This window comes from Microcoleus sp. SVA1B4, assembly GCF_036700545.1.
GTDB lineage: Bacteria > Cyanobacteriota > Cyanobacteriia > Cyanobacteriales > Microcoleaceae > Microcoleus.
Map to the genome: position 1 here is coordinate 72945 of NZ_JAUBPB010000017.1, position 19046 is coordinate 91990.

18 protein-coding genes are annotated in these 19046 nt (G+C 44.0%); 10 read left to right on the forward strand and 8 right to left on the reverse strand.

The window, feature by feature from the left end; all coding sequences use genetic code 11:
- Positions 1 to 320 precede the first annotated feature (320 nt).
- A complete protein-coding gene (locus tag QT987_RS10900; protein WP_333239698.1) occupies positions 321 to 1733 on the reverse strand; it encodes a hypothetical protein in 1413 nt (470 codons plus the stop codon).
- 77 nt (positions 1734 to 1810) lie between these two features.
- Here QT987_RS10900 and QT987_RS10905 point away from each other — a divergent pair, with 77 nt between their 5' ends.
- Positions 1811 to 2836 (forward strand): hypothetical protein, encoded by a 1026-nt coding sequence (locus QT987_RS10905; RefSeq protein ID WP_333239700.1) that lies wholly within the window; start codon positions 1811 to 1813, stop codon positions 2834 to 2836.
- A gap of 333 nt (positions 2837 to 3169) precedes the next feature.
- Here QT987_RS10905 and QT987_RS10910 read toward each other — a convergent pair whose 3' ends face one another.
- Positions 3170 to 3493 carry a TMEM14 family protein gene (locus QT987_RS10910; RefSeq protein ID WP_190735279.1) on the reverse strand — a complete coding sequence of 108 codons (324 nt, stop codon included), beginning with the start codon at positions 3491 to 3493 and terminating at the stop codon, positions 3170 to 3172.
- A gap of 126 nt (positions 3494 to 3619) precedes the next feature.
- On the opposite strand from QT987_RS10910, the gene QT987_RS10915 reads away from it, so the two are divergent.
- The 4 genes from QT987_RS10915 to QT987_RS10930 all read left to right on the forward strand — a co-directional run bounded on the left by QT987_RS10915 (position 3620) and on the right by QT987_RS10930 (position 7371).
- Complete coding sequence (locus QT987_RS10915) at positions 3620 to 4924, forward strand: ATP-binding protein (RefSeq protein WP_333239702.1); 1305 nt, start codon at positions 3620 to 3622, stop codon at positions 4922 to 4924.
- A 238-nt stretch (positions 4925 to 5162) separates the two neighbouring features.
- Positions 5163 to 5609, forward strand: a complete 447-nt coding sequence (locus QT987_RS10920) for a tellurite resistance TerB family protein (RefSeq protein ID WP_333052618.1) — start codon at positions 5163 to 5165, stop codon at positions 5607 to 5609.
- A 152-nt stretch (positions 5610 to 5761) separates the two neighbouring features.
- Complete coding sequence (locus tag QT987_RS10925; protein WP_333239748.1) at positions 5762 to 6187, forward strand: thioesterase family protein; 426 nt, start codon at positions 5762 to 5764, stop codon at positions 6185 to 6187.
- A 212-nt stretch (positions 6188 to 6399) separates the two neighbouring features.
- Positions 6400 to 7371, forward strand: coding sequence for a putative 2-dehydropantoate 2-reductase (locus QT987_RS10930; protein WP_333239704.1), 972 nt, complete (start codon positions 6400 to 6402; stop codon positions 7369 to 7371).
- A gap of 120 nt (positions 7372 to 7491) precedes the next feature.
- Here the strand turns inward: QT987_RS10930 and QT987_RS10935 are convergent, their stop codons facing one another.
- From QT987_RS10935 to menA, 4 genes are all read right to left on the reverse strand, one after another.
- Positions 7492 to 8913, reverse strand: a complete 1422-nt coding sequence (locus QT987_RS10935) for a 2-succinylbenzoate--CoA ligase (RefSeq protein WP_333239706.1) — start codon at positions 8911 to 8913, stop codon at positions 7492 to 7494.
- 76 nt (positions 8914 to 8989) lie between these two features.
- Positions 8990 to 10027: an o-succinylbenzoate synthase gene (locus QT987_RS10940; RefSeq protein WP_333239708.1), complete on the reverse strand. Its 1038-nt coding sequence runs from the start codon at positions 10025 to 10027 to the stop codon at positions 8990 to 8992.
- An 11-nt stretch (positions 10028 to 10038) separates the two neighbouring features.
- Complete coding sequence (gene menH, locus QT987_RS10945) at positions 10039 to 10839, reverse strand: 2-succinyl-6-hydroxy-2,4-cyclohexadiene-1-carboxylate synthase (protein WP_333239710.1); 801 nt, start codon at positions 10837 to 10839, stop codon at positions 10039 to 10041.
- A gap of 133 nt (positions 10840 to 10972) precedes the next feature.
- A complete protein-coding gene (gene menA, locus QT987_RS10950) occupies positions 10973 to 11869 on the reverse strand; it encodes a 2-carboxy-1,4-naphthoquinone phytyltransferase (protein WP_333239712.1) in 897 nt (298 codons plus the stop codon).
- Positions 11870 to 12254: 385 nt separating this feature from the next.
- Here menA and QT987_RS10955 point away from each other — a divergent pair, with 385 nt between their 5' ends.
- Together QT987_RS10955 and menD are read left to right on the forward strand one after the other, a co-directional pair.
- A complete protein-coding gene (locus tag QT987_RS10955; protein WP_333239715.1) occupies positions 12255 to 13688 on the forward strand; it encodes an isochorismate synthase in 1434 nt (477 codons plus the stop codon).
- Positions 13689 to 13703: 15 nt separating this feature from the next.
- Positions 13704 to 15908: a 2-succinyl-5-enolpyruvyl-6-hydroxy-3-cyclohexene-1-carboxylic-acid synthase gene (menD, locus tag QT987_RS10960; protein ID WP_333239717.1), complete on the forward strand. Its 2205-nt coding sequence runs from the start codon at positions 13704 to 13706 to the stop codon at positions 15906 to 15908.
- A 121-nt stretch (positions 15909 to 16029) separates the two neighbouring features.
- Here the strand turns inward: menD and grxC are convergent, their stop codons facing one another.
- On the reverse strand, positions 16030 to 16344 hold the full coding sequence (grxC, locus tag QT987_RS10965) for a glutaredoxin 3 (RefSeq protein ID WP_333239750.1): 315 nt from the start codon (positions 16342 to 16344) through the stop codon (positions 16030 to 16032).
- 251 nt (positions 16345 to 16595) lie between these two features.
- Between grxC and QT987_RS10970 the strand changes: the two genes are divergently transcribed.
- Positions 16596 to 16811: a hypothetical protein gene (locus tag QT987_RS10970; RefSeq protein ID WP_172188518.1), complete on the forward strand. Its 216-nt coding sequence runs from the start codon at positions 16596 to 16598 to the stop codon at positions 16809 to 16811.
- 173 nt (positions 16812 to 16984) lie between these two features.
- Here QT987_RS10970 and QT987_RS10975 read toward each other — a convergent pair whose 3' ends face one another.
- Positions 16985 to 17836 carry a WYL domain-containing protein gene (locus tag QT987_RS10975; RefSeq protein ID WP_333239719.1) on the reverse strand — a complete coding sequence of 284 codons (852 nt, stop codon included), beginning with the start codon at positions 17834 to 17836 and terminating at the stop codon, positions 16985 to 16987.
- A gap of 303 nt (positions 17837 to 18139) precedes the next feature.
- Here QT987_RS10975 and mntA point away from each other — a divergent pair, with 303 nt between their 5' ends.
- A complete protein-coding gene (gene mntA, locus QT987_RS10980) occupies positions 18140 to 18592 on the forward strand; it encodes a type VII toxin-antitoxin system MntA family adenylyltransferase antitoxin (RefSeq protein ID WP_333239721.1) in 453 nt (150 codons plus the stop codon).
- Positions 18589 to 19044: a type VII toxin-antitoxin system HepT family RNase toxin gene (gene hepT, locus QT987_RS10985; protein ID WP_333239723.1), complete on the forward strand. Its 456-nt coding sequence runs from the start codon at positions 18589 to 18591 to the stop codon at positions 19042 to 19044. Before mntA ends, hepT begins: the two co-directional genes overlap by 4 nt.
- The last annotated feature ends 2 nt before the right edge of the window (positions 19045 to 19046 follow it).

The following is a 19046-nucleotide window of genomic DNA, read 5'->3' on the forward strand; positions in this document are numbered from 1 at the left end:
GCATAATGGTTGGGAACTTCCCTACAATTCCATTTTTTTGAGGAACTGGTGTAACATCAATTCCGGTCGATTACCCCTAATATCATGTCCGAGCCATTGACCGTGATTAAACGCCGGGGCGGGTTTACAGATTTTCCCGTTTCTATTCAATATCTTGGTGAACCCGCCCCTACAGGAATCAGGGTTAATTGACCGGACATAATATAATACGGTAGGGGCGGGTTCACAAAAAATATATGCCAATAATTGACAATCTCAAAAACCCGCCCTTTTAATCGCTCGATCGTACATGATATCATTAGTCATTAGTCATTGGTCATTTAATTGCTGTAATTCAGCTCATTTTTGAAGGTTTTGGGAAAGTGCCAATAAGGCGTTTCTAATTCGTCCTCAGTTGGAGAATTTTCAGTTGAGTTCTCTCGGATTTGAAAAAAGTGGTAGAGGTTAGCGACAGTTAAATCGGATATTTCTTGCCAATTCGAGGCAGCTAAACCTTGATAGCCAGTAGCGATCGCCTGCTGGCTGACATAAACTTCGTATCTCCGGCGGATTTCCGGCGACACAGCGAAGGTTAGCTGGTCGCGCAAGGATAGAAAGTGAGACTTTTGCTTTAAACTTTCATAAAGTGAAGGTTCCGCAGCTAATACCGCGAATGTAGTGTACACGCTGCTTTTTAAACTCTCGCCGGTGAGTTTATCTAAACTAGCTAACTGGTGCTGCTCTTTGGGAGACAAAGTTTCCATCCAATCAACCTCATTTTGCCAAAATTCTATTACACTTAAATCATGACCGAGAATCCTAGTAACTTCAGGAAATAAAAAATCTAATTCGGGTTCGGATTGACATCCTTTAACAACAGTTAGAAGATTTTGACAAATTTTTGATTGAAGTTCCAACAGGCGATCGCTCACCATATAGTAGGCCCGCTGCAAGTGAAACGTGACCCCGATCGCCTGCTCGATCGCCCAAACACATTCCATTTGCCTGAGCTTTCCTGCAGAAGACAGCCCCTCCAACAAACTAGGATTATCATAAATTTTTAAAGCCTCAAATAGCATATCCCGCCCGCTATTAATTTCGGAATTCCGAAGTTTAATATCTGGCACTGTCAGGGCTGACTGACAGCGTTTGACAGCCTTAGAAAAAATCTCATAACCGTTAACCAATTTCTGGCGGTGCATTTCAAAACTAGAGTCGTGAGCCACCTTAAAAATCTGCTGGATCACCTCTACTCCCCTATCTTTGAGGATGTGTCTGAGATCGATAAATCCGTCTTTAATTTTTAGCTTCTGGTGCTTTGCCTCTTCTCGGATTTTTAATACTTGGTTGAGGTTTACTGCTGACAAAACTGTGCTCGATACAGCGCCAATACCAATGACAGCAGCAGTCGCTTGCATCACTGCCAAATTAATTTTCAGACAGTTAAGCATTCTGTATGTTTTTTGAAACCCCTGATGAGTTTGAGCCACCTGCAACGGCGCCACAGTCACGTACACGGGAGCTACCAGCGGCTGTATGGGGCCACCTCCGGCTAACTGTGCGAGCAATCCTATAACTCCCCGCGAGGATAGAGTTTCACTTCTTGATTGATAAAAAATTTTTGCGAGCTCCACAAACTCCCCTGTCACCGGATCTCTAGCTGCGGGGAGCAATTTTCCTGTTTTGGCAGCAGGCTGTACAAGGTTGCCACTATTGAGTCGCGCCTGAGTTGCAGGGGTGAATATATAATCCATGTTGTGGCTCAGTTTCCATTCAAAAAGGCAGATGTTTTGTATTGTATGCTGTTTATGGAAACGAGAGATGAAAGGAAATGAATGAGTATCTCAAGGCATTCCAGGCTATTAACCTGTTTAGCGATCGATTGTTGGCAGACGAATATCAATCCGTGGAGATTAAACAGTCAGCTACCCAACTCAATTTAGATGTGGAACCTTGTATTGACGAAATTAAGCAATCTGCCATCAGGCTCAAAGAGCTACTTCAGGTATGTTTCAAAGATGTATCTCAGGCTGAGGATGTCTGGAATAGCAAGCCGAGAATTGCTGGAGCATCGCCTGTTGATGTCTGGGAGCAAATTGGCGAACTAAGCGGATGCGATGTGAGAATTCGCACTTTAGGAAAACAGGGCAAATATGATGCTGTAGCTAAAGTTCGCAAATCTTGGAGCGACAAGGCAACCAAGTTAAAAAATCATTGGTTTTTGTGGGATAAAAACTCTCAAGTCTTTCAAAGAGATACTATTGGTTTTTTTGAAAAAGATAATTTGCACAAAGAGTTGCGGAATGAAGTTGATTCCCAGGCAGAGCGAGTGATTTTAATTATGGAAAATGAATTAAATTTAATTTTTAAAGAATTACAATCTATTGATATAGAAAAAATTGAACTTTGTATTGAATGCTTTGACCTAAACAGTCAGTCTAAATTTAGAGAGCGACTACAATCAATAGGCGGGGAGATTGTATCGAAGTTTACGGAGCCTCTGAAATATTTGCCGGATTCTTATATGAAGAGTTTTAAAGAAACGCTGAAAGAACCTGTAGAAACTCTGGTTCATAAAAGCAAGATGGGAATCAGTTTGATCGATTTTGAAGAGTGCTGTAAAGTGATTGACTTAATTCTAGAAAATGTGATTTTAGCAATTTTTGAGGAGCGTCTGAAACTGGCAATTGAAACAGTTGAAAAAGCGATTAAATTCTACAATAATTTTTTAGAGAAGCAGGCGCGGTATCAGAAAGAAACGCCCCAACAGCGAGCGGCGGAAAAAGATTGGATTGAAGGCCAGCGGCAGCAACTCAGGGAAATTCAGCAGTATATTGATGCAGTCATTAGTCATTAGTCATTAGTGGTTAGTTATTAGTAATTGGCAATTTGTAATTAGGAGTTAGTAATTAGTGTTTTAACTACTAATTACTGACCCCTAACTGTTGAATTCACCCAAACAGGACTTACACAGAAGCTAATTGATTATTTACGGCTCCATGCACACCGCACCTTAGCGCTATAATTAGCGCGTCAAACCACTTTTTGCGTAAGTCCTGCTAAAAATAGATACAAGCCCCGGAATTAAGTCAGGGAAATAAAAAATTAGACTTTAGTTCAACTTCCCACTCAAGGCTGGGGAGTTAATCTAAAATCTAAAATCTAAAATCTAAAATCTAAAATCGAATGATTATTGATATTGACCGCTGATTTCGTAAACGATCGCGCCCAAAGACGCTAAGCTAGCTAAAATTAGCATTCCGGCCGGCATGAATTTTTGAGTTTTAACAAGGCGCACAATAAAGACTATTACTAAAACAGCGGAGATGGCTGCTGCTAATGTTAAACCCCAACTTTGTCCCATAAGCTGGGCGGTGCCGGCAAAAATTAGCAGGGAACCGCTAATCAAGCCCGAAATGAGCGAGGCTTGGCTTTTTGCCTTGATATAACCCATGATGCCGCCAACCAGTGTTAAAATGCCGTAGCCGATCGCCGCTGCTGTCCCTAAATTCATTTTTAATCCTCCCGATTTCACTCTTTGCATCTAAATTTATACAGCGCGGCCTGCAATTAGTGTCACGAATTGTTAGAAAATTTATTAAAGCCAGTCAGGATATGTAACTGTTATACAATTGCCATTATGTCAGCCCTAACTTCTGGTGCGATCGCCCAAATCCGTTACCTCCAGCGCCTCGCAGCATCCCTGCTGCTGTATCAATCGGTTCTCAAAAGCCCCGCCGGTCAAGCTTTTCTCGATTTGCTGCAAGCCCTCCACCACAGCGAAGTCAGCGGTTTGGAATGTCAGGTAGCTTACGGGAACTGGTTCAAACTTCAGGCTGCTAAAAATTTAAGCTGGAAAGATTCTCTGATTTCCGAAATTCTCAAAGACGAAAACCCCTTTTCTCGCCGAGCACAGCAAACAGATTTTGCAAGTTTGCCCCCCGCGTTGGTGGAGGCCGCCCGACATGATTTAGAAGTGCTGCAAAATATTTACGAATGCAGCAGCGAACAGTTGAGCAAGTGGGTACGGGTAGCGGGTCAACTTGACGCAGTGCCTCCGATTTGGCATTCCGAAACTGTAGCAGAACAGGGAGATTTGCCCCTGCACGGGAAACTGGAAAAATGGTCGAGCGCTACGGAATCTTTGGCAGCTTATTACCGACAGTTTGGCACTGGTTTGTTTGCCGAATATCGCGCTTTTGCGTGGCGGGGAGGGGAGTTGACGACTATTTCGCATCCCGATCGCATAACTTTAAAAGAGTTGGTTTGCTGCGATTGGCAGCGGGATGCTTTGGTGAAAAATACGGAGTTTTTGCTAGCAGGTTATCCGGCTTTGCACGTCTTGCTATACGGCAGCCGCGGTTCGGGCAAGTCTTCTTTGGTGAAGTCGCTATTAAATGAGTTTGGATCTCGCAATCTGCGCTTGATTGAAGTATCTAAATCGGATTTGCAAGATTTGCCGCTAATTGTCGAGCAGTTGCGGGGAGTTCCTCAAAAGTTTATTATTTTTGTGGATGACCTGTCTTTTGAGGAAGATGATGATGCTTTTAAAGCTCTGAAAGTTGTGTTGGAGGGGAATGTGACTGCCCGCTCTCAAAATGTGGTAGTTTATGCCACATCTAACCGCAGGCATTTAATTCGAGAGTTTTTTGACGACAGGCCTCGCCCCCGCGACGGAGATGAAGTTCACGCTTGGGATACTGTGCAGGAAAAACTTTCATTTAGCGATCGGTTTGGCTTGACTTTAACTTTTGAACCGGCCGATCAAAACACTTATTTAACAATTGTCCGACACCTGGCAGAACTTGCTGGAATTAAACTCGCTGCTGAGGATTTGGAACACCGCGCTAAAGAATGGGCAACTCGTCGCAATGGGCGATCGGGCAGGACTGCGCGGCAGTTTGTTGATTTCCTGAAAGCAGATTTAGCCCTTTTTGACAAGTAGATTGTCTGCGCTGCGAGGGCGGGTTTTAACTGAAATATAGGAAGGCAATTCAGGATCTGAATAAACCCGCCATTGCAGCGCCGAAGGGCGAAATAAAAATTCTTAATTTTTTCATAATTTTATTGATAATAAATAACTAACCAAATTTGATATAATTATCAAAATCTCCCAAGAAACCTCCAGAGCCAGAACCAATCCTGACTCCATAAATCCACCACTAAATAAAGAGGAAAATATCATGGGTTTATTTGATAAAGTATCGAAGACTCGCCAAGAAACGGAAGTAACTTTAGGGCCGGCCGAATCATTTGCGGCGATCGCGCTAATTGCCGTAGCAGCCGACGGTTACATCAATGACAGCGAAAGTAAAGCGATTAGCATGACGCTATCTCGGATGCAACTGTTCCGCAGCTATCCCGATGACGTGATGAGAAAAATGCTCGATCGCCTGCTGATGATTATGCAACGGCAAGGAGTGGAGGTACTGTTTAATGCCGCTTTGGCAATGCTTCCCGACGAACTTAAAGAAACAGTTTTTGCTGTGACAACTGATATCGCTTTAGCAGATGGCGAGGTTTCAGAAGAAGAAGAACAACTTTTGAACGATCTTTACAGTGCATTGGGGATTTCCGAAGATATTGCCCTCAAGATTATAGACGTGATGTTGATTAAGAACAAAGGTTAAGAAATCAGGGGAAGGAGTGAGGAGGGCGAATTTTACAATCTAAAAAATTAGTGCCTACTTACTTAGCTGACAACTTCTCCAAAAGTGCGGGTTTACCGATATGATGGTTGGTAAAATTGCGATCGAATTTGCGATCGCCGTTACTACCTCAAATGCCTTTCACTTACACCCGCACTGTTCGCTTTCAAGATACCGATGCTGCTGGAGTCGTTTACTTTGCTAACGTTTTGGCGATGTGCCACGAAGCTTACGAGGCATCTCTAGCAGCATCGGGAATCAATCTCAAAGCATTTTTCAGCAATTCCGAGGTTGCCTTTCCCATACTTCATGCTAGTGTAGATTTTTATCGCCCAATGTTTGCGGGCGATCGGCTGATGATTCAATTGACGCCTAAACAAGTTACTGGCGATGAATTTGAAATTGCCTATCAACTATTTTCTGAGGAAGTTGCAGAAAGAAGCGCTGCTAAAGCTCTGACTAAGCACGTCTGCATCGATGCAGTTAGCCGAACTAGAAAACAGCTATCGGAAGAATTGATGGAGTGGATGAGAAAATTTGAGAGTGAGATTTCCGATTAGTTCTATCTTTAAATAATAGCAGGGTATGACAGTCAGTCGATTTTAGATTTTAGATTTTAGATTTTAGATTTACTTGCAGCATTGAATCTGGGAGTTTCAAATTTGGTCTAAAATTTTGGACTGATCGCGACTTAAGTACGTGGCACGGTATCCGTTTTTGAGCGGGGTCTAATTTCTTTTAGGTTGAGAATTTTTTCGGACTTTTTGATATTATGTCAAATCGCAATTATGCCATTGTGGGCACGGGAGCTTTAGGCGGATTCTACGGTGCTAGACTGCAACAAGCAGGTTTAGAAGTCAATTTTTTGCTACGCAGCGATTACGATCAGGTCAAAAAACACGGTTTGATTGTCGAGTCTCCCCAAGGCGACTTCACCCTACCCCACGTCCGCGCATACCACGACGCGCACAAAATGCCTCAGTGCGACGTAGTAATTGTAGCGCTGAAAACAACTCAAAATCACTTGTTGCCCAAAATTTTGCCTCCTTTATTAAAGGAGAATGGCGCAGTTTTAGTATTGCAAAACGGATTGAATGTCGAACCGGAAATAGCTAAAATTGTTGGTGCAGAACGAGTGGTGGGCGGGCTGTGTTTTTTGTGTTCTTATAAAGTTGGGCCCGGTCATATCTGCCACCTAGATTACGGCACTATCACGCTGGGAGAATATGCCCAAGACTACAAGCCCATCGGTATTACTGATAGATTGCACAAAATTGCTGCGGACTTTAAACGTGCTCATATTCCTATTAAAATGAGCGAAGATTTGCTATTATCAAGGTGGAAAAAGCTGGTTTGGAATATTCCTTATAACGGGCTGTCTGTAGTGTTGGATGCCAGAACAGATGAACTGATGGCTAATCCCGATACTCTGATTTTAGTCAAGGAAATCATGGGGGAAGTGATAGCGGGCGCCAAAAGTTGCGATCGCATTATTCCCGATGACTTTATCCCACAGATGCTCGAATACACTCAGAAAATGAAGCCTTACCGCACGAGCATGAAAATCGATTATGATGAATCGCGGCCCCTGGAAGTTGAGGCGATTTTTGGTAATCCGATACGGGTGGCGCAGCAAGCAGGTATTAAGTTGCCCCAAATAGAGGTACTTTACCGAATGTTGAAGTTTGTGGATGTTCAAAGACAAGAAGCGGAGAGGACGAGAAGGCTGTTAGGTTTGTCGTAATTGGCAATTGGCAATTGGCAATTGGGCGGGGCGGGTTTGTGAGATTTCTCGCTGGTGTTGTAGATATTGGTGAACCCGCCCCTACAGGAATTACTGTCAAATCCGGTTAATTCTATCGATTCACCGACGATGACACATCGCAATTTCTTGCAATTGTTCTCGATTGACTTTGCCTTGAGAATTGCGCGGCAATTGTTCGACGATTACCCAATATTTCGGCCGCTTAAACTTGCTCAACTTATGTTCTATTGCCGCTTGCAGATTTTTGACAGTCACCTCGGAATTAGCGGGAACGTAGATAGCTGTAACGACTTGACCCCAATCTTTGTCTGGCAAGCCAATTACAGCAATATCTGCAACTAAATTAGTCGATCGCACAACGGCTTCAACTTCCGCCGGAAATACATTTTCTCCGCCTGTGATAATTTTGTCGCTGCTGCGTCCGACGATATTTAAGCAGTTATTTTTATCGAAAAATCCCAAATCATCTAGTTGGAAGTATTGGCGATCGCCAAATTGTTCAGGATAATAACCCAACGCCAAAGATTTAGCATTTACCGCAATATTGCCGATTTTATTATAACACAAAATATCACCTTTTGCACTGCGAATCGTTATTTTAGCATGGGGTAAAGTTTGACCGGAACTGTTATTGCCAGCGAGAAAATCTTCGGGTTTTAGTGTAGCAACTTGCGAGGCTGTTTCTGTCATGCCATAACTAGGCGCTAATTTAATTTGATAGTTTCTAGCTGTTTCTAAAAGTTCCGGCCAAGCCGGAGCACCGCCCAAAAGTACGGCACGAAACCGTCCAAGCCAATTAGCTGTATCTGGGTTCCGCAACAGCCGTTGCAGTTGAGTTGGAACTAAAGAAATGAAAAATTCTTCTGGTTCTATATCGCATTTTTCGCCTGCTTCCAGTGCTTTGAAAGACCCAATTGCCAGTTTTCCCGCCGTCGTAAACGATCGCATGAATTGCATTAAACCGCTGACGTGGTATAATGGCAAAATGCAGAAAGAGTTGATTTTGTCAACTTGAAAATATTGTTGAAAACCTTGTACTGATGCGGTTAGTGTTTCCCAAGTGTGGATGGCAAAACGGATTTTTCCTGAAGAACCGCCGGTGGGAATCATGATTGTATCAAAACCGTTTTGAGTCGGCGAATGGAATTCGCGGCTATACAAACGAAGTCCGCCTTCGCGGACTGGGATATGGGGAGTGGTGGGAAGCGGGTATTGTCCTAAAAATATGTCTGGTTGAACTAAATCAAAGACTTGTTGCCATTCGGGTTTTACCCAGTTGGGATTGCACAGAAAAATCGGGCATTTGGCGGCGCGGGCGGCGATGAAACTGGCAAGAAATTGCACTGGTTCTGGTTCGGCGAGGCAAATTTTTGGGGGTGTTTTTTGTGCGGGATTTTGGGTGATTTCTTGAAATAGCCGATCGACAATTCGGGCAAATTCGCGACTGTCACAACCGATAAGCCAATTATCGGGCAAGCCAGCCGCGAGATCCCGAATATTTACTGTTAGATTTGTTGCCATAGATGCTTTCACCAAATTTCTCGCTTCAAAACAATTACCTAACCCGCTTGATTTAGTTTTGGGAGTAATCTAAAATCTAAAATCTAAAATCTAAAATCGAATGATTGTCATCGAACCAGCAATCGGTGCCGAAGCCGAGTGCTCTCTTATTTAAAGACAATTCGGTTGCTAAATTTAATGCTGCTTGTCTGCCGATTTCGGTTTCAAATACTGATGAGAAAACAGCGTCTATATTGTGAGTTTGACAAAATTTTCGCAGTTGGGATGGAGAACCGCATATCGCAGGTTTAATGACGAAAATTCCCCGCCAGCCTTGGCTGTAGCACTCTTGGATGCGATCGAGGTTGGCGGCAGATTCATCAAGGGCGATCGCAGTTGCATAAATAGCATTCAATTCTACCATTTCCTGAAACTGTGTTACTGGCAGCGGCTGTTCCAAAAATTCAATGTCCGCAGAAAAGTCGGGAGTTGCTTTTACCTTGTCGCAAGCTTCCAGCCATGTTTTAGCCGGCGAGTAACTAAGTCCCCCGTTGGCATCTAACCGCAAAAATGCTTTTTCGCGATCGCACAAATTGTGCATTACTTGGATTAGCTGCTGAAAAATCTTTAATTCTTCCTCAATTGCAGCCACACCAATTTTCCATTTAAACGTCCGATATCCCTCTAACCAAAGCATTGGTAAAGCCTGCAAAGCTGTTTCACCTGCTGGCAATAAACCGCTGAACCGATTTTGCATTTTCTCCCCCTTTTGGGAAAGGTAAGTTAAATTTTCGCTTTTCTCCCCCCCTTGGCAAGGGGGGGCTGGGGGGGGTGAATTTTGTTCGTTTGATAGTGCTGACTCAAAGCCAAATTGACAAGCCGGCAATTCACCGGAAATAGCAAAAATCATCTCTGATGAAATATTACCGGGCAACGAGTTACAAAAATCTAAAGCTTGGTCAAAAGTTTCGGAACCAAACCAACTCAAAGGGGCAATTTCTCCCCAACCAATTCGATTATTTTCGTCCACAAGTCGCAGGATAATTCCTTCGCGAATATCCCAGATGCCGTGACTTGTTTGCAAGGGGCGCTTAAATTTTCGCTGATAAGTGCGAAACTCGAATTGATAAAGCATTAGTTTTTTAGTTAATCATAAAATTGTCTCACAAGTGCGACAAACGTATCAATATTTTCAAAATGGATATTGTGACCAGCTTTGGGTACAATTTCCAGAGTAGCCGCCGGACACAAGCTGGCCATTTCGGTATTTATAGTTATAAATTTATCATCATATTCTCCCGCTAGCAAGAGGATGGGAATTTGATTTTGTGCGAGTTTTTCCCAGAGAGAGGGCTGGTTGCCGGTTCCCATATTGCGGAGGGATTTGGCTAATTCTAAGGGATTGTTTGCTAAGCGGGTTTCTATGAGTTTGTCGAAGTTAGGAGAGTTTTTTAAAGATTTGAATAAAGGGATCTCGTACCAGTTGAATAAAAAATCTTTAATGTTGCTATTTTCCAGCTTTTGTGCTATCTGTGAATCGGCTTCCAGGCGGTGCGATCGCTCTTTTTCTGTCTTTAATCCTGGAGAAGCTGACTCTAACACTACTTTCTCGAATCTTTCTGGAAAATGTAATGTCATGTAAAGTGCCAATCGCCCGCCCATTGAATAGCCCAACAACAAACATTTGCCTATTTGTAAATCATCTAATAAGTGTATCAATGCTTGGGCTGTATTTGATATATTGTAGCAACTTTCGTCGTCGCTGACTCTAGTTTCTCCGTGACCGGGAAGGTCAACTGCTAGGCAGCAATAATTTTTAGATAGTAAGGAAATGACGCGGCTAAAATCTTGAAAATTTCCAGTAAATCCATGCAAAAATAGAATGGTCTGCTGATTATTGTTGCGCGTTAAGGAATAGTAAAAGTTATAATTATTAAATTTGTCCATATACAAATATACGATTCAATGTGAGGTACGGATTGCTAAATTAAACAAGATTTTGAGAAGTTACCCAACTCCACCAACTCCTTCAACTTAGCAAACCATACCTCCAGTTTACCCGAATTCTCGATCGCCCGATCTACAAACCAAAGCCCAACGCCAGCAGCAATCCGCTCGAAAAATGCAGCGTAACTGCGATAAACTTAGAGTTGCTCACCTTTGCAGGTTGGTCGTGATAGTCTGTGACATGGCGGCAAAGGTCGATCGCAAATGGCAAACTTCCAAAAATCAACAGCGTCCAAATTGGGAACATTCCCAAAGCCACAAATAGCACAGTCAAAGCATAAACGCTGCCGCACAACCACTGCAACAACTGGGCACCTTTCTTTGTACCGAGTCGCACAATTGGCGATTTTTTACCCGCCGCCAAATCATCCGCAATTTGATGAAAGTGGGAACAAAATAAGATGATACTCGTAGTAATTCCCACGATTACCGAAGCCGCAAAATTAGTTGCAGACCAAGTTTGAGTCTGACTATAATAAGCAGCGGCGAAGGCTAGTGGCCCAAAGGTAAAAAAGCAAATTATTTCCCCCAAACCTTGATAGCCAAGACGAAATGGAGGCCCTTGGTAAGTGTAGCCGAGAGCACAGCACAAAACTACTAGCAAAATTACTGTTGGGTCTTTTTGCCACCAGCTTATGGCACAGATTCCCGACACTCCCACTGCTAAAAATAGATTTGCCAGCCCGAAAATTAAAGCTTTATTTCCGGTTAAATTAACTAGGGAATGCGCTTTATTTTTATCGATGCCTGTTTCTGAGTCAAATACATCATTGCTGAGATTCAGCCATGCTATAATCAAAATGGCTGACATTAAAAATGTCGAAAAAATTGACGAATTAATCGTTTGAGTTTCGGCAAAAGCAACTGCTGTTCCTACTGAAATAGGAATTACCGCAACGCTGTACATGGGCGGCTTGATTGCCGCCAGCCACAATTTACTATTTGGACGTTCAATTAACTTTGTTGTCATTACACAAACTTGATGCAATTGATAGCAGCGTAGTAATTTTACAATTTTATTGGTGAAGAAACTCTACTCTGCATCGGGTTTAGTGCGCGGGGGGTATCCGTTGACAGGCTTTGCGGGCGATCGCGCGCCCGGTAATGCCCGTCTGCAAACCTCTGTGGGGGCGATCGTATGAGAGTCGAGATTGAGTCGCTCAATCTTAAAGTTTTATGTCTAAATGTTTCGATCGATCGCGCGATAGTCTGTTTTCGCCCCGCCGCTGAGCCCAAACTTTCCGGGAAACTCGAAAGGTCATGTTGTGCGATCGCCCTCCCGTGCTTAGATCGAAATAGGGGTTCTAGCGGGACAAAACCGCACTCTTTCTGACAAATCTGCTATTCTCGCTTTCATGACAGTAATACCGCACCGCGCTAATCTTTTACAAGACCGCAATCAACTGCATCAGTTTCTGTTAGATTGCCAGCAGTCTTTAACCGAAAAAGATCAAACCAAGATAGTTAGTATTTCTCAGGAGATTGCCCCCGTCGATCCGCTAGTTTTACTTCAAGAGATTTCCGAACCTTGCCAGCGGCACTTTTACTTTGAAAAAAGAGACCCGATTTCCGGCAACAGTTTTGCGATCGCCGCCCTAGATTCGGCAATCCATCTAACAGTAGCCGGAAGCGATCGATTTGCCCTAGCTCAAAATTTTATTCAATCTTGTCTTGCCCGAACAATTACCATCGGTACAGAACGCTTGCCCTTCAGCGGGCCGCACTTTTTTTGTAGCTTTGCTTTCTTCGATGAGAATGTCGCCACCAATTCTTACTTTCCCCCTGGCACCGTATTTTTACCAAAATGGCAGATTACTCGCCTGAAAGATAGCTGCACAATTGTCGCAAATGCCATCATTCACCGAGATTTAAATATTAATATTATTACGGATAATATTTGGCAAAATTTTGATAAAATTGCGTCTCATTCTTACAAAAAAATAACTTCGATTAGAAACGGCTCGATATTTTTAAAACAAATTCCTGTGAACGATGCCACTCAATTTAAAACATCTGTCAAGTCGGCTTTAGACTTGATCCACTCTCAATATTTCAGTAAAATTGTTTTATCCCAAGCAATAAATGTCATTTCCCAAACCCCTTTCAGTTTAATAGATTCGTTAAATAACTTGCGCCTTACTTATCCCGGTTGCTACGTATTTTCCACCAGTAACGGCCAAGGTCAAAATTTTATAGGTGCCAGTCCAGAACGCTTAATTAGCATTCACAAAAATGAATTAGTAACAGATGCTTTAGCTGGTTCTGCACCGAGGGGGAAAAATGAAGTGGAAGATGCGAATTTAGGCAAAGGTTTACTCAACAGCGAAAAGGATATTCGAGAACATCGAGTTGTAATTGATTTTATAGTCGATCGCCTGTCGAGTCTCGGTATCAATCCCGACTTTTCCCCGGTTCCCAGGCTGCTGCAACTGTCAAACATTCAGCATTTGTGGACACCCATAAGGGCTAGAATTCCCCGTGATATTCATTTATTAAAGATTTTAGCTCAACTGCATCCAACGCCAGCGGTGGCGGGCGTACCGAGAGACATTGCCCTACAGCAAATTCGCGGCTGCGAAAGCTGCGATCGCTCTTTGTACGCAGCACCCCTCGGCTGGATCGATCGCACCGGCAACGGCGAATTTGCCGTCGGCATTCGATCGGCATTAATCGATGGCGATCGGGCTATACTTTATGCTGGTGCTGGTATTGTTGCCGGTTCCGAACCAGAGAAAGAACTAGCAGAAATTCAGCTCAAATTACAACCACTTTTAAATGCTTTAGTTTAGCAATTTATTATAAAAATGATTGATTTTCGCAATACCAACACTCTCTGGTCTTCAATATTAGCAGAGACATTGCAACGACTGGGATTAACTACAGCCGTGATTTGTCCCGGTTCGCGATCGGCACCATTAACAATAGCCTTTGCTCAAAACAAAAAAATAGAAACTATTCCCATACTCGACGAACGTTCAGCCAGCTTTTTTGCATTAGGAATTGCCAAAAAATCCGGTTTTCCAACCGCACTAATTTGCACATCGGGAACCGCTGCAGCCAACTTTTATCCTGCAATAATAGAAGCGAGAGAAAGTCGAATTCCACTGCTAATATTCACCGCCGATCGACCTCCAGAACTGCGGGACTGTCACGCCGGACAAGCGATCGACCAAATGAAAATATACGGCAATTATCCGAACTGGCAAGCCGAATTAGCGATACCTTCTGCGTCCAGAGGAATGCTAGACTATCTGCGGCAGACGGTAATGTATGCTTGGGAGCGATCGCAATTTCCAACACCCGGCCCCGTCCACCTCAACATCCCCTTCCGTGACCCGCTTGTACCCGTTCCAGACATAGCTGTAGAAGCTTTAGAAACACAATTCAATCCCGAACATTTCTTTGCAGGATTAGAACCAATTTTTGCCGGAGAAAGCTCTACCCCCCCCAGCCCCCCCTTGTTAAGGAGGGGAGAAGAAAGTACCATGCAACAATGGCAAAAGTGCAGCAAAGGGATTATTATTGCAGGCGTTGCACAGCCTCAATTTGCAGAAAAATACTGTAGTGCGATCGGCCAAATTTCCAAATCCTTAAACTGGCCAGTTTTAGCAGAAGGACTATCCCCAGTCAGAAACTACGCCCAACTAAACCCCCATCTAATTTCCACCTACGATTTAATCCTGCGAAACCGCCAACTAGCAGATAAATTAACCCCAGAAATCGCCATTCAAATCGGAGACTTACCCACAAGCAAAGAACTGCGAAACTGGCTAGACAAAACCAAAGCAAAACGCTACATAATCGACCCCAGCCACCACAACTTCGATCCCCTACACGGCAAAACAATTCACCTGCGAACCTCCGTAGAAAATCTCGCAACTAATCTCGCAACTATATTAACTCAAGTCCCCCCCCTGCTTAAGGAGGAGTCCTCTCAAGTCCCCCCCCTTAGCAAGGGGGGGTTAGGGGGGGTTCTAACCACTGCTACCACTAATATCCCCCCTCAAATCCCCCCCCTAAACAAGGGGGGGTTAGGGGCCGGGCTGTTTCATTCTCCCGAAAAACATGAATTTTGTAGGGGTAGTGCCCCCGTGCCTACCCCCGATCTAGAGGATTCGATCGGCCCCTCAGACCAAGAGGGCCGGCACGGGGGCACGGCCCCTACAGAGAATGAAACAGCCCTGGGGTTAGGGGGGGAGCGAGCCCCTGCTACCACTAATATCCCCCCTCAAATCCCCCCCCTAAACAAGGGCGAATCAACTCAAATCCCCCCCCTTAGCAAGAGCGAGTCAACTCTTGTCCCCCCCCTTAGCAAGGGGGGGTTAGGGGGGGTTCAAACCTCTCCATCAAACGAATACCTCCAACTTTGGCGCAACACCGAAATCCAAGTCAGACAAACAATAGACCACAAAATATCAGCAATTAACAACATAATAGAACCCAAAGTTTCCTGGCTGCTTTCCCAAATTTTGCCGCCAGCAACACCGATATTTATTGCCAACAGTATGCCCGTCCGAGATGTCGAGTTTTTCTGGAAGCCAAACCACTTAGAAATAAAACCGTTTTTCAATCGCGGCGCGAACGGTATAGACGGCACATTATCAACAGCTTTGGGAGTTTCTCACCGCAATCTAAGCAGCATCCTGCTAACAGGCGACTTAACACTTTTGCACGATACAAACGGTTTTTTAATTAAAAATAAATTTGTCGGTCATTTGACAATCATATTAATTAATAACAACGGCGGCGGAATTTTTGAAATGTTGCCCGTTGCCAAATTTGACCCGCCCTTTGAAGAGTTTTTTGCCACGCCGCAGCAGATAAATTTTGCTCAGTTGTGTGCAACTTATGGCGTGGAACACGAGGTAATTAAGGATTGGGAACAGTTCAAAGAAAAATTAAATTTGCTGCCAAATAGCGGGATTCGCGTCTTAGAATTGCAAACAGACAGGCGATCGGATGCTAAATGGCGGCAAGACAATCTAAGTAGATTTGCCAAAGATTTGTAGTCAGGACTTTTGTCAATAAGCCTTTCGCGGGCGGGCTTTCCGGCCCAACCCACAAGCAGACAATTCACTCTTTGTGGAACAGGCATCTTGCCTGTTCCGGGAAATGCTGCAATATCTCAGTTTAAACTGCTGGTTGAGCTAGCAGCGAATCTAACTCTCCATCTGCATCAAGTTTGTGAATGTCATCGCAGCCGCCTACGTGTTGCTTATTAATGAAAATTTGGGGCACGCTGCGGCGTCCGTTAGCGCGATCGGCCATTGCCTTTCTAGCCGCTTCGTCGCCATCAATTTTGTATTCCGTGAAATTTACGCCTTTCCACCACAGCAAAGTTTTGGCGCGGATGCAGTAGGGACAGGTTTGCCAAGTATAGATTTCTACATTGGCTTTGATGCGATCGGGCTTGCGGCCCAAGATGGGATTGAGAAAATCAAGCATTTTTAGTACGGGGGTAAGAGTGGAACTCATTTAGAAATCATACCCAATGTATAAATTCCGCTGGTATGGGCGCATCTGCCAGAGGTGGGTTTTAAGCTGTCGGGCGATCGCATTGTGACCCAAGTCACAACTTTACTCTACTCGGATCACTTGCTTTCACCCCTGACAATCACCTTCGCGGCCTCATTAATATCACCGATCTTTTGAGGAAACCAGAAGATGATAAATATATCGAATTCAACCGCACTGCCATGCACCCCGTACAACTCCTCCCCGGCGCTATCTCTGAAATCCTCGCTTCTGTAACCGATACAGGCGTTTTGACTCTGGCGGATCGCTACGGTTTGATGGCCGCCACCTTCGACGACTCTCTGAATGACGAAGACAGAGGCTGTGTCAACCGCTTGCTGCGGGCGGTGCTCAGAGGCCGAGTCCAAGTAGTCAACGAACTTTCAGCAGCATTCTAATCGGGATTTGAAGTTTTGTTCTGAAGGCAAGGTGAGTCAGCGGTAGATAAAAATAGTGGAAACTCAGGCAGGAGTTGAAACAGCGGTAATTTGAATTCGATTTAAAGTTTTCTCCTCTAACTCAACAACGGTTTTTTTGTCAAAGCAGCCTTTACAGGCTGCTTTTTTTTGATCTAATCGCGGATTTCGAGGTTGTACTGGCGGCAGAGGTCGATCAGTTCTTGTTGGAAGCGATCGCGCACATTCTGGGGCGAGACAATCACGCAGTCTTTGCCGTACCGAAACACCTCTCGGAACAGCCAGAATCGGCTGGATACCCGCTTCACTACATGGCGCACGTCTCCCACCATTTCATTTGCCACATCTTCATCCGCTTTGAATTCATAGTTCCCAGCCAATCCCCTCCAAAAGTGTAAGTGTACTTCTAAGTAGTCTATGGTTTCGCGCCATTTTTCACTTGCAGGTAACAAGTTAACAATCTTGTCTAAGCGCAAACACCGATTGTGAGCTAATTCCGGGATTTCTCTGGAGTCAGCATCGTCGCACCAGATTTCTAGGTACAGGCGCTTGTCGTAGAGGCGAATTTTGGCACTGCGGGCAGTAAATTCGCTCACTTTGTCTTTGCCTGACTGGTAAAACAGCCTGAACGGTTGGCGATCGTCAATCAGTTGATTGAGTCGAAGCCGCCACGCTTCGGCAGTTTGGTTGACTTGTTCGAGCAACTTTTGCCGGAAAGGGGTTTCCAGATTGGCTTTGTCCAAAAGTAATGCCATGACGATCTGGGCGGCTTCGACTTCGCCAGAGTCGTTGAGGAATTTGACGGCTTTGTTCAATGATTGTACCTGCACTGAATTTAGGGTAAAGGGTTCGCCCACTTCGATTTTTTGTTGGGCGATCGCGACCAGTAACCCAGACACACTGGGACTTTTGCCCCATTTGATACCGAGGCGAAGGGCGATCGCCTCTAGCTGCTCTTTGGTTCCGGTCGGAATTGAAAGTGTAATTGTCTCTTTTTTGCGGGGCATTCAACAAAAGTGTAACTACATACTTGACAGATTTGGTTTTCAATGCAAATATAATTTTAGTGCAAGTACAAACCGCTGAGAGAACAAAGGCTATCAGCTTGAGAAACGCCACCAGAGCCGGCAGTAGCACGAAACCGATTGTTGCTGAACGTCAATAATAGGGTGTAAGGCTATTTTGTCAGGGGTTGGGGAAAATTTTCTTCCCATCTCCCTGTAAAGATCAAGTGCTAGAGACAAACTATTCTGACAACAGAAAATTTGCTGTCCTAGTCCTCGAATTTGTTTACTCTACAAAAGTTAATCATGCTCCAAATTTCCCCAACGCTGACTGAACTTCAGGAAATTGCTTCACAACTTCCCGAACAAATTCCTTACCTCAAAATGCTAATTCTCTTTGGTTCTCGTGCCAGAGGCGATACTCATGCCAAAAGTGACTGGGATTTTGCCGCACTTTACGATGAAAAGCTTAGGGAAGAATATTGCCAAGACCGGGGATTTTCTTGGTTTGAAGTTCCAGGAATTTTGGGTCAAGTTTTTGGAATCAATAGTGATGAAATTGATGTTGTGGAATTACATCGCTGTTCGTCGCTAATTGCTCATTTTGTGGCGCGAGATGGAATTTTACTCTACGAATCAGAATCAGGTCAATTTGAAGCTTTTAAACAACAATGCTTGATGACTGATGCAGAACTACAAATGCTGCGTCATAATCTGCGACAAAAAATCGAGATTGCATTGCAAAGGAGGGGATTATGAAGGAGATTGAGCCTGCGATAGTCCTCGCTAAGCTGGATTTTATGACAGACTATCTAGAGAGTTTAAGTTCTTTTGAGTCGATTACTTTAGAAGAATATCTCAGCGATCGGGGAAAGCAGTTAATTATAGAACGATTGTTGCAACTGATAATTCAAGTTGCAATTGATGTCAATCGATATTTGCTCAAGCGATTAGAAGTCCAGCAACCGAATAGCAACTTTGATGTTTTTATAGAAGTTAGCAACTGTGGGATCATAACAGCGGAGTTAGCTAAAATCCTATCTCAATCCGGTGTTTTGCGTAACCGTCTGGTACATCTGTATGACGCAATCGATCCCCTCAAAGTGCATCAAGCCATCGATATTGTATTGCAGAAATACCCGATTTATCAACGGCAAGTCACTACTTATCTAGATTCTCTTCGAGACAATAATAGATCGGGAATAGATTAAAA

Coding starts and splice junctions, on each gene's coding strand:
- menH (WP_333239710.1), bottom strand. CDS start 10,839: ATGGACAAATTTAATAATTATAACTTTTACTATTCCTTAACGCGCAAC.
- hepT (WP_333239723.1), top strand. CDS start 18,589: ATGAAGGAGATTGAGCCTGCGATAGTCCTCGCTAAGCTGGATTTTATG.
- menD (WP_333239717.1), top strand. CDS start 13,704: ATGATTGATTTTCGCAATACCAACACTCTCTGGTCTTCAATATTAGCA.
- QT987_RS10935 (WP_333239706.1), bottom strand. CDS start 8,913: ATGGCAACAAATCTAACAGTAAATATTCGGGATCTCGCGGCTGGCTTG.
- QT987_RS10900 (WP_333239698.1), bottom strand. CDS start 1,733: ATGGATTATATATTCACCCCTGCAACTCAGGCGCGACTCAATAGTGGC.
- QT987_RS10920 (WP_333052618.1), top strand. CDS start 5,163: ATGGGTTTATTTGATAAAGTATCGAAGACTCGCCAAGAAACGGAAGTA.
- menA (WP_333239712.1), bottom strand. CDS start 11,869: ATGACAACAAAGTTAATTGAACGTCCAAATAGTAAATTGTGGCTGGCG.
- QT987_RS10940 (WP_333239708.1), bottom strand. CDS start 10,027: ATGCTTTATCAATTCGAGTTTCGCACTTATCAGCGAAAATTTAAGCGC.
- QT987_RS10910 (WP_190735279.1), bottom strand. CDS start 3,493: ATGAATTTAGGGACAGCAGCGGCGATCGGCTACGGCATTTTAACACTG.
- mntA (WP_333239721.1), top strand. CDS start 18,140: ATGCTCCAAATTTCCCCAACGCTGACTGAACTTCAGGAAATTGCTTCA.
- QT987_RS10970 (WP_172188518.1), top strand. CDS start 16,596: ATGCACCCCGTACAACTCCTCCCCGGCGCTATCTCTGAAATCCTCGCT.
- QT987_RS10925 (WP_333239748.1), top strand. CDS start 5,762: ATGCCTTTCACTTACACCCGCACTGTTCGCTTTCAAGATACCGATGCT.
- QT987_RS10975 (WP_333239719.1), bottom strand. CDS start 17,836: ATGCCCCGCAAAAAAGAGACAATTACACTTTCAATTCCGACCGGAACC.
- grxC (WP_333239750.1), bottom strand. CDS start 16,344: ATGCTTGATTTTCTCAATCCCATCTTGGGCCGCAAGCCCGATCGCATC.
- QT987_RS10905 (WP_333239700.1), top strand. CDS start 1,811: ATGAATGAGTATCTCAAGGCATTCCAGGCTATTAACCTGTTTAGCGAT.
- QT987_RS10915 (WP_333239702.1), top strand. CDS start 3,620: ATGTCAGCCCTAACTTCTGGTGCGATCGCCCAAATCCGTTACCTCCAG.
- QT987_RS10955 (WP_333239715.1), top strand. CDS start 12,255: ATGACAGTAATACCGCACCGCGCTAATCTTTTACAAGACCGCAATCAA.
- QT987_RS10930 (WP_333239704.1), top strand. CDS start 6,400: ATGTCAAATCGCAATTATGCCATTGTGGGCACGGGAGCTTTAGGCGGA.